Annotated in this window: 12 protein-coding genes and 2 pseudogenes; 5 read left to right on the forward strand and 9 right to left on the reverse strand. The window is 54.8% G+C overall.

Going from position 1 to position 16280, the window contains the following annotated elements:
- The first annotated feature begins 319 nt into the window (after positions 1 to 319).
- Both LCS67_RS20540 and yjcO read left to right on the forward strand, forming a co-directional pair.
- A complete protein-coding gene (locus LCS67_RS20540; RefSeq protein WP_011233236.1) occupies positions 320 to 2467 on the forward strand; it encodes a formate dehydrogenase H subunit alpha, selenocysteine-containing in 2148 nt (715 codons plus the stop codon).
- A 176-nt stretch (positions 2468 to 2643) separates the two neighbouring features.
- Positions 2644 to 3333, forward strand: a complete 690-nt coding sequence (gene yjcO / locus LCS67_RS20545; RefSeq protein ID WP_000803307.1) for a Sel1 family TPR-like repeat protein YjcO — start codon at positions 2644 to 2646, stop codon at positions 3331 to 3333.
- Between the two features lie 76 nt (positions 3334 to 3409).
- Here the strand turns inward: yjcO and LCS67_RS22910 are convergent.
- From LCS67_RS22910 to nrfA, 9 genes and pseudogenes are all read right to left on the reverse strand, one after another.
- Positions 3410 to 3486 (reverse strand): annotated as a pseudogene (locus LCS67_RS22910) (hypothetical protein); the annotation flags it as partial.
- 4 nt (positions 3487 to 3490) lie between these two features.
- On the reverse strand, positions 3491 to 4801 hold the full coding sequence (gene gltP / locus LCS67_RS20550) for a glutamate/aspartate:proton symporter GltP (protein ID WP_000793278.1): 1311 nt from the start codon (positions 4799 to 4801) through the stop codon (positions 3491 to 3493).
- A 344-nt stretch (positions 4802 to 5145) separates the two neighbouring features.
- Entirely contained in the window at positions 5146 to 5766 is a 621-nt protein-coding gene (gene nrfG / locus LCS67_RS20555) for a heme lyase NrfEFG subunit NrfG (protein WP_000083233.1), read from the reverse strand.
- Positions 5763 to 6182, reverse strand: a pseudogene (nrfF, locus tag LCS67_RS22915) (heme lyase NrfEFG subunit NrfF); the annotation flags it as partial. The gene nrfG and the pseudogene nrfF, both read right to left, overlap by 4 nt.
- Before the next feature lie 82 nt (positions 6183 to 6264).
- Positions 6265 to 8001: a heme lyase CcmF/NrfE family subunit gene (locus tag LCS67_RS20560; RefSeq protein WP_031615756.1), complete on the reverse strand. Its 1737-nt coding sequence runs from the start codon at positions 7999 to 8001 to the stop codon at positions 6265 to 6267.
- The gene (gene nrfD, locus LCS67_RS20565) at positions 7994 to 8950 is read right to left on the reverse strand and encodes a cytochrome c nitrite reductase subunit NrfD (protein ID WP_031569835.1); all 957 of its coding nucleotides are present in this window, start codon (positions 8948 to 8950) and stop codon (positions 7994 to 7996) included. Before nrfD ends, LCS67_RS20560 begins: the two co-directional genes overlap by 8 nt.
- Positions 8947 to 9618 (reverse strand): cytochrome c nitrite reductase Fe-S protein, encoded by a 672-nt coding sequence (nrfC, locus tag LCS67_RS20570; RefSeq protein ID WP_001278032.1) that lies wholly within the window; start codon positions 9616 to 9618, stop codon positions 8947 to 8949. Before nrfC ends, nrfD begins: the two co-directional genes overlap by 4 nt.
- Positions 9615 to 10181, reverse strand: coding sequence for a cytochrome c nitrite reductase pentaheme subunit (gene nrfB, locus LCS67_RS20575; protein WP_000115068.1), 567 nt, complete (start codon positions 10179 to 10181; stop codon positions 9615 to 9617). The genes nrfC and nrfB overlap by 4 nt, the downstream gene beginning before the upstream one ends.
- Positions 10182 to 10225: 44 nt before the next feature.
- On the reverse strand, positions 10226 to 11662 hold the full coding sequence (gene nrfA, locus LCS67_RS20580) for an ammonia-forming nitrite reductase cytochrome c552 subunit (protein ID WP_000101784.1): 1437 nt from the start codon (positions 11660 to 11662) through the stop codon (positions 10226 to 10228).
- A 431-nt stretch (positions 11663 to 12093) separates the two neighbouring features.
- On the opposite strand from nrfA, the gene acs reads away from it, so the two are divergent.
- The 3 genes from acs to actP all read left to right on the forward strand — a co-directional run bounded on the left by acs (position 12094) and on the right by actP (position 16252).
- Positions 12094 to 14052, forward strand: a complete 1959-nt coding sequence (gene acs / locus LCS67_RS20585; protein ID WP_000083874.1) for an acetate--CoA ligase — start codon at positions 12094 to 12096, stop codon at positions 14050 to 14052.
- A 239-nt stretch (positions 14053 to 14291) separates the two neighbouring features.
- Complete coding sequence (locus LCS67_RS20590) at positions 14292 to 14606, forward strand: DUF485 domain-containing protein (RefSeq protein ID WP_000999620.1); 315 nt, start codon at positions 14292 to 14294, stop codon at positions 14604 to 14606.
- Positions 14603 to 16252 (forward strand): cation/acetate symporter ActP, encoded by a 1650-nt coding sequence (gene actP, locus LCS67_RS20595; RefSeq protein ID WP_000832536.1) that lies wholly within the window; start codon positions 14603 to 14605, stop codon positions 16250 to 16252. Before LCS67_RS20590 ends, actP begins: the two co-directional genes overlap by 4 nt.
- The last annotated feature ends 28 nt before the right edge of the window (positions 16253 to 16280 follow it).

Consider the following 16280-nt stretch of genomic DNA (forward strand, 5'->3'; position numbering starts at 1 on the left):
TAGTCTCAACGCGTTTCCTGGCCTTGAGTCTATCCATCCCCATCCGGACAATTTATTAAAAACCCCACTTCAGGCAGAGCAGATTGCCGGATGGCGGCTCCGCCCTATCTGGCCTGCGCTCAGCGTTTCTCCCCATAATAAATGTCATGTGGCATTTTCTTTCGACACGTCAAAACTGACGATAGCCTGTTTTTCGTCAGGGTTTTGAGCAAAATTCGCCCGTAATATCAGGGAAAGCCCATACTAAAAAAGTGGCATAAAACATGCATACTGAGGGCGACAGCGCGTATGCGCGATTTGATTAACTGGAGCGAAACCGATGAAAAAAGTCGTCACGGTTTGCCCGTATTGCGCATCAGGTTGCAAAATCAATCTGGTGGTCGATAACGGCAAAATCGTCCGGGCTGAGGCGGCGCAGGGGAAAACCAACCAGGGTACCCTGTGTCTGAAGGGCTACTACGGCTGGGATTTTATTAATGATACCCAGATCCTGACCCCGCGCCTGAAAACCCCAATGATCCGTCGCCAGCGTGGCGGCAAACTGGAATCTGTTTCCTGGGATGAAGCGCTCAATTACGTCGCTGAACGTTTGAGCGCCATCAAAGCGAAGTACGGTCCGGATGCAATCCAGACAACCGGCTCCTCTCGCGGTACCGGAAATGAAACCAACTATGTAATGCAAAAATTCGCACGCGCCGTTATTGGTACCAATAACGTTGACTGCTGCGCTCGCGTCTGACACGGCCCATCGGTTGCAGGTCTGCACCAATCGGTCGGTAACGGCGCAATGAGTAATGCGATTAACGAAATTGATAACACTGATTTAGTGTTCGTCTTCGGGTATAACCCGGCGGATTCCCACCCTATCGTGGCGAATCATGTGATTAACGCTAAACGCAACGGGGCGAAAATTATCGTCTGCGATCCGCGCAAAATTGAAACCGCGCGCATTGCCGACATGCATATCGCGTTGAAAAACGGCTCGAATATCGCGCTGCTCAACGCCATGGGGCATGTCATTATTGAAGAAAACCTGTACGACAAAGCGTTTGTCGCCAGCCGTACCGAAGGTTTTGAAGAGTACAGCAAGATTGTCGAAGGCTATACGCCGGAGTCCGTCGAAGAGATCACTGGCGTGAGCGCACAGGAGATTCGTCAGGCGGCGCGGATGTATGCCAGCGCGAAAAGCGCAGCGATCTTGTGGGGGATGGGCGTCACCCAGTTCTATCAGGGTGTGGAAACCGTGCGTTCACTGACCAGCCTCGCGATGCTGACCGGCAACCTCGGCAAGCCAAGCGCGGGCGTTAACCCGGTTCGCGGCCAAAACAACGTTCAGGGTGCGTGCGATATGGGCGCGCTGCCGGATACTTATCCGGGCTACCAGTACGTTAAGTTCCCGGAAAACCGCGAGAAGTTCGCTAAAGCCTGGGGCGTAGAAAGTCTGCCTGCGCATACCGGCTATCGCATCAGCGAGCTGCCGCACCGTGCGGCGCATGGCGAAGTGCGCGCGGCGTACATTATGGGTGAAGATCCGCTGCAAACCGATGCGGAACTCTCTGCAGTACGTAAAGCGTTTGAGGATCTGGAACTGGTCATCGTGCAGGATATCTTCATGACCAAAACCGCGTCGGCGGCGGATGTGATTTTACCCTCCACCTCGTGGGGCGAGCATGAAGGCGTCTTCTCTGCGGCTGACCGTGGCTTCCAGCGCTTCTTTAAAGCCGTTGAGCCGAAGTGGGACCTGAAAACCGACTGGCAGATTATCAGTGAAATCGCCACCCGGATGGGCTATCCGATGCACTACAACAATACCCAGGAAATCTGGGATGAGTTGCGTCATCTGTGCCCGGATTTCTACGGTGCCACTTACGAGAAAATGGGCGAGCTGGGCTATATCCAGTGGCCGTGTCGCGACACGTCGGATGCCGATCAGGGAACCTCGTACCTCTTTAAAGAGAAGTTCGATACCCCCAACGGTCTGGCGCAGTTCTTCACCTGCGACTGGGTAGCGCCTATCGATAAACTCACCGAAGAGTACCCGATGGTACTGTCGACGGTGCGCGAAGTCGGCCACTACTCCTGCCGCTCAATGACCGGTAACTGTGCGGCGCTGGCCGCGCTGGCCGATGAACCGGGCTATGCGCAAATCAATACCGCCGACGCCGCGCGTCTGGGCATTGAAGATGAAGCGCTGGTGTGGGTTCATTCGCGCAAAGGCAAAATCATCACCCGCGCGCAGGTCAGCGATCGCCCGAACAAAGGGGCGATTTACATGACCTACCAGTGGTGGATTGGCGCCTGTAACGAGCTGGTGACTGAAAACCTCAGCCCGATTACCAAAACGCCGGAGTACAAATACTGCGCCGTACGCGTTGAGCCGATCGCCGATCAGCGAGCCGCCGAGCAGTATGTGATTGATGAGTACAACAAGCTGAAAACCCGCCTGCGCGAAAGCGCAATGGGTTGATCTGCCGGATGGCGGCATCAGAATGCTTTATTCGGCCTGCGTCTACTGTAGGCCTGATTAGATGCATTAGCATCGCCATCAGGCATTTTCCCTATAACAGCCTCCGCCCGGAGGCTGTTTTTTTATCCATACGATCTCTTTATACTGTCTTTTCCGTACCCTAAATAAAATTCAAAATGAAACCACTTCTTGCATTGATGTTGTTTATGACATTCTTTGCCCATGCCGCAGATCCTGAGCCGGGTAGCCAGTATTTGCAGGCAGCAGAGGCAGGTGACAGACGCGCGCAATATTTTCTGGCCGACAGTTGGTTGAGCTATGGCGATTTGAACAAAGCTGAATACTGGGCGCAAAAAGCCGCCGACAATGGCGACGCCGACGCCTGCGCGCTACTGGCGCAAATCAAAATCACTAATCCTGTAAGCCTGGATTATCCCGACGCGAAAAAGCTGGCTGAAAAGGCGGCTAACGCGGGCAGTAAAGCGGGCGAAATTACGCTGGCGCGGATCCTGGTCAACACCCAGGCCGGGCGTCCGGACTACCCAAAAGCCATCTCGCTGCTGCAAAAGGCCTCTGAAGATCTGGATAACGACTCCGCGGTGGATGCGCAAATGTTGCTTGGCCTGATTTACGCCAACGGCGTGGGCATTGCCGCCGATGATGAAAAAGCCGCCTGGTATTTCAAACGCAGTTCCGCCATTTCCCGTACCGGCTATTCAGAATACTGGGCGGGAATGATGTTTTTAAACGGTGAACCGGGCTTTATTGAAAAGAACAAGCAGAAGGCGTTGCACTGGTTGAATCTAAGCTGTCTGGAAGGGTTTGATACCGGTTGCGAAGAGTTCGAAACGCTAACAAATGGCTGATGTTTATTGCCTGATGAACGTAGTCGTTGTAGGCCTGATAAGCGTAGCGCCATCAGGCAACCCGGAGCAGGTTGTCGGATGGCGGCGTGAACGCCTTATCCGGCCTACATTTTCTTTCTCTGTAGGCCGGATAAGCAAAGCGCCATCCGGCAATCCGTTATTGGGCGGTCTTATCAAATTTGCCCAGCACGTCGCGCTCGTAGGCCAGCGCTTTTTTGCGGTCAAACTTGTGTTCCCACTTGGCGATCACCAGCACCGCCAGCGCATTCCCCACCACATTTAGCGCAGTACGCGCCATGTCGAGGATACGGTCGACACCGGCGATAAACGCCAGACCTTCCAGCGGAATGCCCACGCTGCCCAGCGTCGCCAGTAACACCACGAAGGAAACGCCTGGCACGCCGGCAATCCCTTTCGACGTCACCATCAGCGTCAGCACCAGTACAATTTCCTGCCACAGCGACAGGTCGATACCGTATAGCTGCGCGATAAAAATGGCGGCGATGCTCTGGTATAACGTGGAGCCGTCGAGGTTAAATGAGTAACCGGTCGGTACCACGAAACTGGTGATAGAGGCTGGTGCGCCGTAAGCTTCCATCTTCTCGATAATGCGCGGCAGCACGCTCTCGGAGCTGGCGGTCGAGTACGCCAGAATCAATTCATCTTTCAGAATGCGAATCAGAATCCAGATACTTAACCCGCACAGGCGCGCCACGATGCCCAGCACTACAAGCGCAAAGAAGATAATGGCAAAGTGTACCAGCAGCACCAGTTTCGCCAGCGGCCACAGCGACGCGAAACCAAAATTCGCCACCGTGACGGCGATCAGCGCAAAAACGCCCACTGGCGCATAGCGCATCACCATATGGGTGACTTTAAACATGGTTTCAGAGATGGAACGAAATACCGTCACCAGCGGTTCGCGGTGCGTTGCCGGCAGGGACGACAACCCCAGCCCAAACAGGACCGAGAAAAAGATAATTGGCAGCATATCCCCTTTGGCCATCGATGCGATGATATTGGTCGGCACCAGCGACAGTATCGTCCCCATCAGCCCATGCGCATGACTTTGTACTTCCGCCGTGGTGTTCTGGTATTTCGAAATATCGACGGTCGCCAGTTGCGACATATCAATGCCTGAGCCTGGCTGAAAGACATTCGCCAGCGTAATGCCGAGGATAATCGCCACCGTAGTGATCAGTTCAAAATAGAGAATGGTTTTGGCGCCGATACGGCCTAGCTGTTTCGCATCGCCAACGCCGGCGATGCCGACAATCAGAGTCGAGATCACGATCGGCACGACGATCATTTTAATCAGATGGATAAAGATATCGCCAGCAGGCGACAGCAGGTTGGCAATCAGCCATTCACGACTGTCACTGTGATAATGCAGATAGCTGCCCAACAGAATGCCCAGCACCATAGCCAGCAAAATTTGCCAGGCCAGGCTGACTTTCAAATTTTTCATAACAACAGACTTCCTCGATGAAGCGTTGCTCTCCGCCGAAAGCATGAGAGCAATACATACTGAAAGGGTATGATTTGTGTTGCGTTGGTTTGTAGAGTTTTTTAACGCGCATAATCAGTATCATTTGCATAGCGTCTTGCGCAACCCTTTCATAACAGGGCTTTTGGCTGTTTTTATGCATAATAACGCGAGTTTATGGTGTTAATGATGAATAACTATTTGTTATGGAAAGTTTTTTACTTCGTCAAAAACGAATAATACACTGAGGTAATTAATTTTTACTTGTGTCTCATTCGCCGTTTTTTTAAACAGCTCACATGACAAAAGTCACAAAAAAGAAAAAATTATTTCTGCCGATTTTGTAACAATTTAGCCAAATTAATGGCCTCTACCAGCTGCGTGCGATTCACTCGCGGCGAGTTAGCATCCAGTAAGGTTTGCCACAGCGACACGGCTTGCGCATAATCCGCCTGCATAAACGCATCCGCCGCCAGCAGCATCTGCGCGGTCACTTCTGTCGCATCCAGCGCTAACGCTTTATTAATCATTTCACGCGTCGCAGGCGTCATATGTTGTCCGGCCTGGTAATACAGCACCGTTGCCAGCGCGGCGAAAAGCTGCGCGTTATCGCCTCGCAGACGCAACGCCTGACGATATGCCAGCAGCGCATTGTCATACGCATTGCGATAGAGATAATACTCGCCCAGCCGCGCCCATTGCTCGCTATCCTGCGGATTGGCGCGGATTTTTTCTTGCAGCCTGGAAAGCTGCGCCTCTGGCGTTTGCGGGTTCGTAAAGTCACGTAGCGGATCGGCCAGACGCTGTTGCTCGCTACGCACAGCCTGCCATTTCGGCGTCAACAGATAGCCGCCGACACAGGCAGCCACCATCAACACCGCCGCAGCCGCCAGACGCTTTACGGGCATGGGACGTAACGGCGCAGTGGAGTGTTCAGACTGGCTCATTGTTCCCCCTTTTCTGCGTGCTGACGCTTTCTCACCCGCCAGGCCACCACACCCACCAGCAATAACAGCAGGTACGGCAGCGTCCACAACAGCAGCGTTTGCTCATTCAACGGCGGGTTGTAGCGTACGAAATCACCATAACGGTCGGTCATCCAGGCGGTGATTTCCGCTTCGCTTTTACCTTCGGCCACCATACTGTAAACCTGATGGCGCATACTGACCGCCACGGGCGCATTGGATTCCAGCAAATTCTGGTTCTGACACTGCGGACAACGCAGTTGACTGGCAATAGACAGCGCTTTTTCCTGCTGTTGCGGATTGTCAAAGCGCCAGGTATCCACCACCTGGGCGTGGGTGGCGAAGGTGATTAAAAACAGGACGATCGTTAAGAGTAAAAACTTTCTGCCGGATGGCGCTACGCTTATCCGACCTACGGTTTGCGCATCCTGTAGGCCGGATAAGGCGTTTACGCCGCCATCCGGCAACGCTGTGAGTAATTTACGCATCACGCTTCCTCCCCCGCCATCCGCTCAGCAGCGCGCCACACACCATCAACAATCCCCCACCCCAGATCCAGCGCACGCCGGTCTGCACGTATAAGCGCATGGCGTAACGATCCGGTCCGGTTTTTTCGCCCATCACCGCGTACCAGTCATGTAGCAGGTTCCAGTGAATCCCCGGCTCCATCATCTGTTGACGACGCGCGGCATAGAAGCGCCTTTCAGGCTGCAGGCTGCCAATGCGTTTTTCATTCCGCCACAACGTGATCCGCGCTTTTTCACTGGTGTAGTTGCCTTTGGCCTCCAGATCCAGACGCTCGAAACGAAAGGTATAGCCCGCCAGTACCACCTGCTGACTGGGGCTGAGGTTAAGACTGATTTCATGCCGACTGCCGCTGGAAACCATGATCCCAGCGGCGAAGATAAATACGCCCGTATGCGCCAGCAATGCCGGAAGCTGACGATGCACAGAGAGTTTGCGGCTTCTGATTGTCGCCAGCACGATAACTACCAGCATCAGCAGGCCAAACGGCAGCGTGACGCGATTAAAATAGGGCGCGCCCACCGAAAGCCTTCCCCAGCCCATCAAACCATAAATCATGGGGTAGAGCGTCCCGACCAGCACGATCAACAAGACGGCGCTAAAGAGCAGCAACGTCGCCAGAATGAGCGTTTCGCACTTTCCGCCGTCCAAACGCGTCGCCGGATACGGCTCCCGCGCCCGCCAGCCGTACAGAGCAAGCGATGCCAGACTTAACGCGGCAAAAAGGATAAACAGCGGCACCGCGCGCACGTTATCCAGCGCAAAGGCATGTACCGAAACAAGAATGCCGGAACGCACAATCAGCGTTCCCAGCAACGAGAGGATCAGCGTCAGTATCGCCAGCAGCAACGACCAGTGACGGAAGCTCCCGCGCTGGCGGCTGACATACAGACTGTGCAGCAAGGCGCTGGCGGCAAGCCACGGCAACAACGAGGCATTTTCCACCGGGTCCCAGAACCACCAGCCGCCCCAGCCCAGTTCGCAATACGCCCACCACGATCCGAGAATGATCCCCAGCGTCAGAGCGCACCAGCCGGGTAACGCCCAGCGCCAGCACACCCAGGCGGTTGCCGCGTTAAAGCCGCCGCACAGTAGCGAAGCCAGCGCTACGCTCGCCGCGGTCATCAGGCCGCCGTAACCCAGATAGAGCAGAGGCGGATGTAAGATCAGCCCCAGATGTTGCAGCATGGGATTAAGGTCGCGCCCTTCCATGGCGGGAGGGAAAATACGCAGGAACGGATCGGACCACAGCACAATAAATAGCAGCAGCGAAGCCATAATGAGGGACAAGATGCTCAGGGTCAGCGGAAAAAGCGCGTCAGATTCATGCCGGGAGCGCCAGGCGAATAGCGCCGTCCACCCCGAAAGAAGCAGCGCCCACAGCAGGAGCGAGCCTTCATGACCGCCCCATACCGCCGCCAGTTTCAGTCCCCATGACAACTGACTATGGCTATGCTGCGCAACATAAACGACCGAAAAATCGCTGGTCAGAAAACAGCTAACCAGAATCGCAAACGCCAGTAGCAGCAGCGTGAACGCCGTCCACGCGCCGCAGGTCGTCAGGCGCATGACGCCGCGCCAGTGCAGCCCCATCCCGCACCACGTCGCCAGCGGGGTCAGCACGTTGACCCCGAGACTCAACAACAGCGCCAGAAATCCGGCTTCAGGAAGGAAGATGTCCAGATTATGCAACCGTTAGCTGTCCCGCATAAAGAATGAAAAAGCGCAGCAGCAGCACGCCGGTCAAACTGGCGCCGCAAACGGCCAGCACGCCGTGAAACGTGACGCTACGATTTGCCCAGGGTTTCAGCAGCAGCGGGATAATCAATCCCAGCCCTACGACGCCAAGCCAGAACCACCAGCTCCAGAATCCGCCGCCCAGCGCCGCCGCCAGCGCGCGCATTTTGCCGTCATCGCCCAGCGCCAGACCGACGAAGAACGCCGCCAGCAGGAAAATTTCCAGCCATACCACCGGAACCTCCATGCGATGCACAAAGCGCGCCTCGGTGCTGTGCGGGTTGCTACGATGGCGTAACGCCATAGCGATCAGCGCCACCGCCGCGCCGGAGGAGATGCCGGAGAACAGGAACAGCACCGGCAGGATCGGGTTATTCAGGAACGGATAGGATTTCAGCGCCGACAGCAGAAAGCCGGTGTACGCCCCGAGCAGGACCGCCAGCACCAGCATTAACGTCTCCAGCGCGCGATGAAACGGCGTTATTAGCGCCAACACTTTCTGCACGATCTCTAACCGCGGCAGCCAACGCTGCTGCAGGGCAATCACCTCTTTTTCAAAGATTTTCGCCAGCCACAGCACCAGCACTACCATGTACAACTGGAACAGCATCACCCCCATCGACATCACCGAGGTAAAGCTGTAGTGGAACATCAGCTTCCAGAAGGTCCACGGGCGCGTCAGGTGAAAGACCAGAATCAGCAGACCAAGAATAATCGCCCCCGGCCCTAACACCAGCGTGGTGCGCAGCAGCGTGCTGTCCGAACCGCCCGCCTCAGGATGGAAGCGGCGCAGCAGAATCGCCACCGTAACCAGTCCGGCAGAGATGCCAATCAGGAACAGATAGATGGCGATGGGCCAGTCCCACACCAGTGATGCAAAATGAAATGCAGAAGCGGATGTCATTGGCTCACCTCCCCATAGTTAAAGGGAACGCGGTAGACCTTCGGTTTTGTGCCCAGCGCCAGCTTGTAACGATAGGTAGTTTTTTGCCGCAACAAACGGGAGATATCGCTGTTGGGATCGTCCAGATTACCAAACGTCAGCGCCTTCGTCGGGCATGACTCAACGCAGGCAGGCTGTTTGCCCGCTTTCAGGTTGGTTTTCCGGCAGAAATCGCATTTATCCGCCGTCTTACTGACCGGATGGATAAAGCGCACGCGGTAGGGACACGCGGCAATGCAGTACTGGCAGCCGACGCAAAGGTCCGGGTTCACGTCGACAATACCACTGGCGGCATCGCGGAATGATGCCCCCGTCGGGCAGACGTCAACGCAGGGGGCATGGTCGCAATGCTGGCACGAGTGGCGGAAGAAGCGATATTTCACCTCCGGAAACGTCCCCTGCGGCTCGCTGCGAATAATCGTCAGGCGCGATACGCCTTCCGGCACGGTGTTGACTTCCCGACAGGCATCCATGCAGGCCGTGCAGCCGATGCATAATGACTCATCGTGTACCATGCCATAACGCACGCCGTTAATATTCAACGTGTTCGCTACGACGCGTCCTGCCATCCCACTGACCGCCGCCAGCGCGCCGACGCGGGTAATAAATTGACGTCGGGTGCAACTCATGGCTGCTCCTTAAGCAACGGAACGGACGCCGGGTTAAAGTGCGGGTTAGTACGCTGATCGCTGTGGCAATCCACGCATATTTTGATCCGCCCTTTATCGTTTAGCGTCTGCATCGTGTCTTGCTGCGGATGCAGGGAATGGCAACTGGCGCAGGTCACTTTAGTAACATGAACATCGTGCGGCCAGAACGCTTTTTGCAGTTGTTCAGGCAAGTGGCAGGACATACAGACGCTGTTCTGCTGCTCTACCGTATACATCGGATCGTTAAAACGCATCACATCTTTCACCCCTTCACGGTGGTGAAGCGACGGTTGACCGTGGCAGTTGGTACAGGTTATCGGCAATTTATTGTTCGGGTTGATAGCGCCCGTATGTTTACCGTGCATACCTTCGGTGTCCGGCTTGTGACAGTCCAGACAGGCAGCATCCGGATTACGCTGCTGGGTGACCGTCCAGCGTTGATCCGACTCCTGCGACGTTGGCGTGGCAGTGATTCCACTCAGGCTCCAGAACAGGCCTGACGCCAGCACCCCAGCAGTTAATAACGAACGTAATACGCTCATATTCACTCCGTTGAGTTATCCACCCCTTACGGGGCGGAATGGGGTTATTGGCTTAACAGACCGTTTTTACGCGCCTGATCTTCCCACTGCGGTACGACCGTTTTCAGGAAGTCTTGCTTCTCCGCGTTGATTTGTTGCATATTCAAACCAATTGCTTTCTGCGCCTTCTCTTTCGTCGAAATATCCGGCAGCGGAATTTCATGGGTAATGCCTTTGGTCGCCAGCAGTCGCGCCAGTTTAGTTCGGGCATCCGCGGCTTTATCCATCGCACTGCCTAACATCCGTAGACCTTCTTCCGGGGCATGCATATGAATACCGTGTGACGCAATCGCCAGATCCCAACGCCACTGCGCGTGGCGAATATCGTTCAGAATCGGTTTCATTTCCGCGTCTGTCGCCCCCGCATCCCATGCGGCTTTCGCTTCGAAGTGCGCATGTACCAGCTGATCTTCAACCTTGATTTTCAGGTCATGAATCGCCTGTTTACGCTCGGCGACCACTTTTTGCAGGGACGCTTTATCCTGGGTGTGGCAGTTGGCGCAGGTTTGCGCGAAATTGTCGAACGGGTTGCCGATTTTATGGTCGGTGTAGAGCTTGCCTTCGGCGTTCTGTACTTTCGGCATGTGGCAGTCGATACAGGTCACGTTGTTCTTACCGTGAATGCCCGCGCTCCAGGTTTCATATTCCGGGTGCTGCGCTTTGAGCATTGGGGTTTTCGACAGCGAGTTAGTCCAGTCAGAGAAGGCGATGGCGTCGTAGTATTGCTCCATATTTTCGACCTTCATGCCCTCATCCCACGGGAACTTAACGGCTTTGTTTTTACCGTCAAAGTAGTACTCCACGTGGCACTGGCCGCAGACCATCGATTGCTGATCAAATCGTCCCGCTTTATCAAACGGTTTGCCGATAGCCTCCATCGCCCGTTCGGCATAGGGGCGCGACAACGTTAACGCTGGCTTCCCCTGGGCGAAATCGTCCGACGCGGTGTTATGACAGTCGGCACAGCCCAAATCGTTGACAATTTCCGGGCCGCCGCGCGCCCATTTGCCATGGAAGTAGCCGTCTTCGCCTTCTTGTTGGATAAGGCGCGCGACATCAGGGCTTTTACAGCTCCAGCAGGCCATCGGCAGCGGGCCGTCTTCCGCCGTTTTTGGCGCGCCGGTACGCAGCGTTTCGCGCACGTCAGTTACCGCATACGCGTGGCCGCGTGGTTTGTTGTAATCACGGGAGAAGGGATAGCCCGCCCACAGGATCACCAGACGAGGGTCTTCCGCCAGCGCATCTTCACGGGCAGACTGTTCTGACGTCGCTTTCCATGACTGATATTGGTCGGGGTGTTGAGGCGCGAACGTTTCATTTTTCGCTTCAACAGTAACGGTTTTTGCGGATACAGGCGTTTGCTCAGCGTAAACAGAGGTAATGAAGAAAAAAGGAAATATAAGGCTGAAGAAACGGCGTGCGCGTAGTGTTTTCCTTGCCATAGAGGTCTCATCCAGATTGCGCCATTATCTTTAATGGCGATTTTTTATCGTTTTCCATAACAGCAACCGCACAAATACTGTTATTACATTGATCTCCTCTATGTGTAACAAATAACCACACTTAAAATGTTGTCTTTAATCAATTGTAAGTGTATGTAAAATACCACTTTAGAGTTAGTAACCTGGACAAAACTCCCTCTCTTTTCTGATTTCCGGACACGGATCACTTTTTTAAAAAATTTCATATAACGTCATGTTATCCCGAAAATTTATCTAATTTTGCGGGACACAATCAAAAAATAGATTGCTGCTTATTTGCACAGTTCCCTTTTTGCGTGATCTGTCGCCCAAATACTAAACAAAACTTATTAAGACCCTACATTTAACGTTTATGCGACATATTATTAACATCCTACAAGGAGAATAACAGCATGAGCCAAACACATAAACACGCCATTCCCGCCAACATTGCGGATCGTTGCCTGATAAATCCAGAGCAGTATGAGACTAAATATAAACAGTCTATTAACGACCCCGATACGTTTTGGGGCGAACAGGGAAAAATTCTCGATTGGATCACGCCGTACCAAAAAGTGAAAAACACCTCCTTTGCGCCAGGCAATGTGTCGATTAAATGGTACGAGGACGGCACGCTGAATCTGGCGGCGAACTGTCTTGACCGCCATTTGCAGGAAAATGGCGATCGCACCGCCATTATCTGGGAAGGCGATGACGCGTCGCAGAGTAAACATATCTCTTATCGCGAACTGCATCGCGATGTCTGCCGTTTCGCGAATACACTGCTGGATCTGGGCATTAAAAAAGGCGATGTGGTAGCGATTTATATGCCGATGGTGCCGGAAGCGGCGGTGGCAATGTTGGCCTGCGCCCGCATCGGTGCGGTGCATTCGGTGATCTTCGGGGGGTTCTCGCCGGAAGCCGTCGCCGGACGCATTATCGACTCCAGCTCGCGGCTGGTGATCACCGCTGACGAAGGTGTACGTGCCGGACGCAGTATCCCGCTGAAAAAGAATGTCGATGACGCGCTGAAAAACCCGAATGTCACTAGCGTTGAGCATGTGATCGTCCTGAAGCGCACCGGCAGCGACATTGACTGGCAAGAAGACCGCGACCTGTGGTGGCGCGATTTGATTGAAAAAGCCAGCCCTGAGCACCAGCCTGAAGCGATGAATGCCGAAGATCCGCTGTTTATCCTTTATACCTCCGGCTCCACCGGCAAGCCGAAAGGCGTGCTGCACACCACCGGCGGCTATCTGGTCTACGCCGCGACCACCTTTAAGTATGTCTTTGATTATCACCCTGGCGATATTTACTGGTGTACCGCCGATGTGGGTTGGGTGACGGGGCACAGCTATCTGTTGTATGGCCCGCTGGCCTGCGGCGCGACCACCTTAATGTTTGAAGGCGTGCCGAATTGGCCAACGCCCGCTCGCATGTGCCAGGTGGTCGACAAACACCAGGTCAACATTCTCTATACCGCCCCAACGGCCATCCGCGCGCTGATGGCGGAAGGCGATAAAGCCATTGAAGGCACCGACCGTTCTTCACTGCGCATTCTGGGTTCCGTCGGCGAGCCGATCAATCCCGAAGCGTGGGAATGGTACTGGAAGAAGATCGGCAAGGAAAAATGTCCGGTCGTCGACACCTGGTGGCAGACTGAAACAGGCGGTTTTATGATCACGCCGCTACCAGGCGCTATCGAACTGAAAGCCGGTTCCGCCACCCGTCCTTTCTTTGGCGTACAGCCTGCGCTGGTGGATAACGAAGGCCATCCGCAAGAAGGCGCGACGGAAGGCAATCTGGTCATCACCGATTCCTGGCCGGGCCAGGCGCGTACTCTGTTCGGCGATCATGAACGTTTTGAGCAGACCTATTTCTCTACCTTTAAGAATATGTATTTCAGCGGCGACGGCGCGCGTCGCGATGAAGACGGCTATTACTGGATCACCGGTCGCGTGGATGACGTGTTAAACGTCTCCGGCCACCGTCTGGGTACGGCGGAAATCGAGTCAGCGCTGGTGGCGCATCCGAAGATCGCCGAAGCGGCGGTGGTGGGTATTCCACACGCTATCAAAGGCCAGGCGATTTACGCTTATGTGACGCTCAACCACGGCGAGGAGCCGTCGCCAGAACTGTACGCGGAGGTGCGCAACTGGGTACGTAAAGAGATTGGCCCACTGGCGACGCCGGACGTGCTGCACTGGACCGACTCACTGCCAAAAACCCGTTCCGGCAAAATTATGCGCCGCATTTTGCGCAAAATCGCGGCGGGCGATACCAGCAATCTGGGCGATACCTCGACTCTCGCCGATCCTGGCGTGGTGGAGAAACTGCTCGAAGAGAAGCAGGCCATCGCGATGCCGTCATAACCATAAATGCCGGATGGCAACGCGAATGCGTTTTATCCGGCCTACGACCCTACCCCTGCCCTCTCTCAAACCGGGAGAGGGAAATATAAAAAAACCTCCCCCAAAGGATTTCGTGTTACAGGAAGGCGGCAAGCGAGCACATCCTCAGCAGCATAGTTCACTATGTGGCTGGGGCGCGCGAGTGCGGCCAACGCGCCTGTAGCGCGAAAGACGCAGGGGGACCTCTGGAGAGCTCTGTGATGAATGACCAAATTTATCAGCGGATAGAAGACAGTGCGCGTTTCAGGGAATTAGTCGAAAAACGGCAACGGTTTGCCACGATTCTGTCGGTTATCATGCTGGCGGTTTATATCAGCTTTATTTTACTGATCGCCTTCGCGCCTGGCTGGCTGGGCACGCCTCTACATGCGGGAACCAGCGTCACCCGAGGAATTCCCATTGGCGTCGGGGTGATTGTGATTTCTTTTGTGTTGACCGGAATTTATATCTGGCGGGCGAATGGCGAATTCGATCGTCTTAATAACGCCGTACTGCATGAGGTGAAAGCATTATGAAGAGAGTTCTGACGGCGCTTGCCGCCGCACTCCCCTTCGCCGCTCATGCGGCGGATGCCATTAGCGGCGCGGTTGAACGCCAGCCCACCAACTGGCAGGCGATTATCATGTTTTTGATTTTCGTCGTGTTTACGCTCGGTATTACCTACTGGGCCTCTAAACGCGTACGTTCCCGTAGCGACTACTACACCGCAGGCGGCAATATCACCGGGTTCCAGAACGGCCTGGCGATTGCCGGCGACTATATGTCTGCCGCGTCATTTCTCGGCATTTCCGCGCTGGTGTTTACCTCCGGTTATGACGGGCTGATCTATTCGCTGGGCTTCCTTGTCGGCTGGCCAATCATCCTGTTTTTGATTGCCGAGCGCCTGCGTAATCTGGGACGTTATACTTTTGCTGACGTTGCCTCTTATCGCCTGAAACAGGGGCCAATCCGTATTCTTTCGGCCTGTGGCTCCCTGGTAGTGGTAGCGCTTTATCTCATCGCCCAAATGGTCGGCGCCGGTAAACTGATTGAACTGCTGTTCGGCCTCAACTATCACATCGCCGTGGTGCTGGTCGGCGTGCTGATGATGATGTACGTGCTGTTCGGCGGGATGCTGGCGACAACGTGGGTGCAAATTATCAAAGCCGTCCTGTTGCTGTTTGGTGCCAGTTTTATGGCCTTTATGGTGATGAAACACGTCGGCTTTAGCTTCAATAATCTGTTTACCGAAGCCATGGCGGTACACCCGAAAGGCACGGCGATTATGAGCCCTGGAGGATTGGTGCAAGATCCGATTTCGGCGTTGTCGTTGGGTCTGGGGTTGATGTTCGGCACCGCCGGCTTGCCGCATATTCTGATGCGTTTCTTTACGGTCAGCGATGCCCGCGAAGCGCGCAAGAGCGTGTTCTACGCCACCGGTTTTATGGGCTATTTCTACATTCTGACCTTTATTATCGGCTTCGGCGCTATCATGCTGGTGGGGGCGAATCCAGCCTATAAAGATGCCGCGGGCGCGCTGATTGGCGGCAATAACATGGCGGCGGTGCATCTGGCCAACGCGGTAGGCGGCAACCTGTTCCTCGGCTTTATTTCGGCAGTGGCGTTTGCCACCATTCTGGCGGTGGTTGCCGGTCTGACGCTGGCGGGCGCATCGGCGGTGTCGCATGACTTGTACGCCAACGTGTTCCGCAAAGGCGCAACCGAACGTGAAGAGCTGAAGGTGTCGAAAATCACCGTCCTGGTGCTGGGCGTGATCGCCATTATCCTCGGCGTCCTGTTTGAAAATCAGAACATCGCCTTTATGGTGGGCCTGGCGTTTGCTATCGCCGCGAGCTGCAACTTCCCCATCATTCTGCTTTCCATGTACTGGTCAAAACTGACCACGCGCGGCGCTATGCTGGGCGGCTGGTTAGGTTTACTGACAGCGGTGGTGCTGATGATTCTTGGCCCTACCATTTGGGTGCAGATCCTCGGCCACGAAAAAGCGATCTTCCCGTATGAGTATCCGGCGCTGTTCTCTATCAGCGTGGCGTTCCTGGGGATCTGGTTTTTCTCGGCCACCGATAACTCGGCAGAAGGCAACCGTGAACGTGAGCAGTTCCGCGCTCAGTTTATCCGCTCCCAAACGGGATTCGGCGTACAACAAGGGCGTGCGCATTAATCTTACCGTTTCCTCCGGCCCTGTGGGT

The organism is Salmonella sp. A7 (assembly GCF_020181675.1).
Classification (GTDB): domain Bacteria; phylum Pseudomonadota; class Gammaproteobacteria; order Enterobacterales; family Enterobacteriaceae; genus Salmonella; species Salmonella enterica.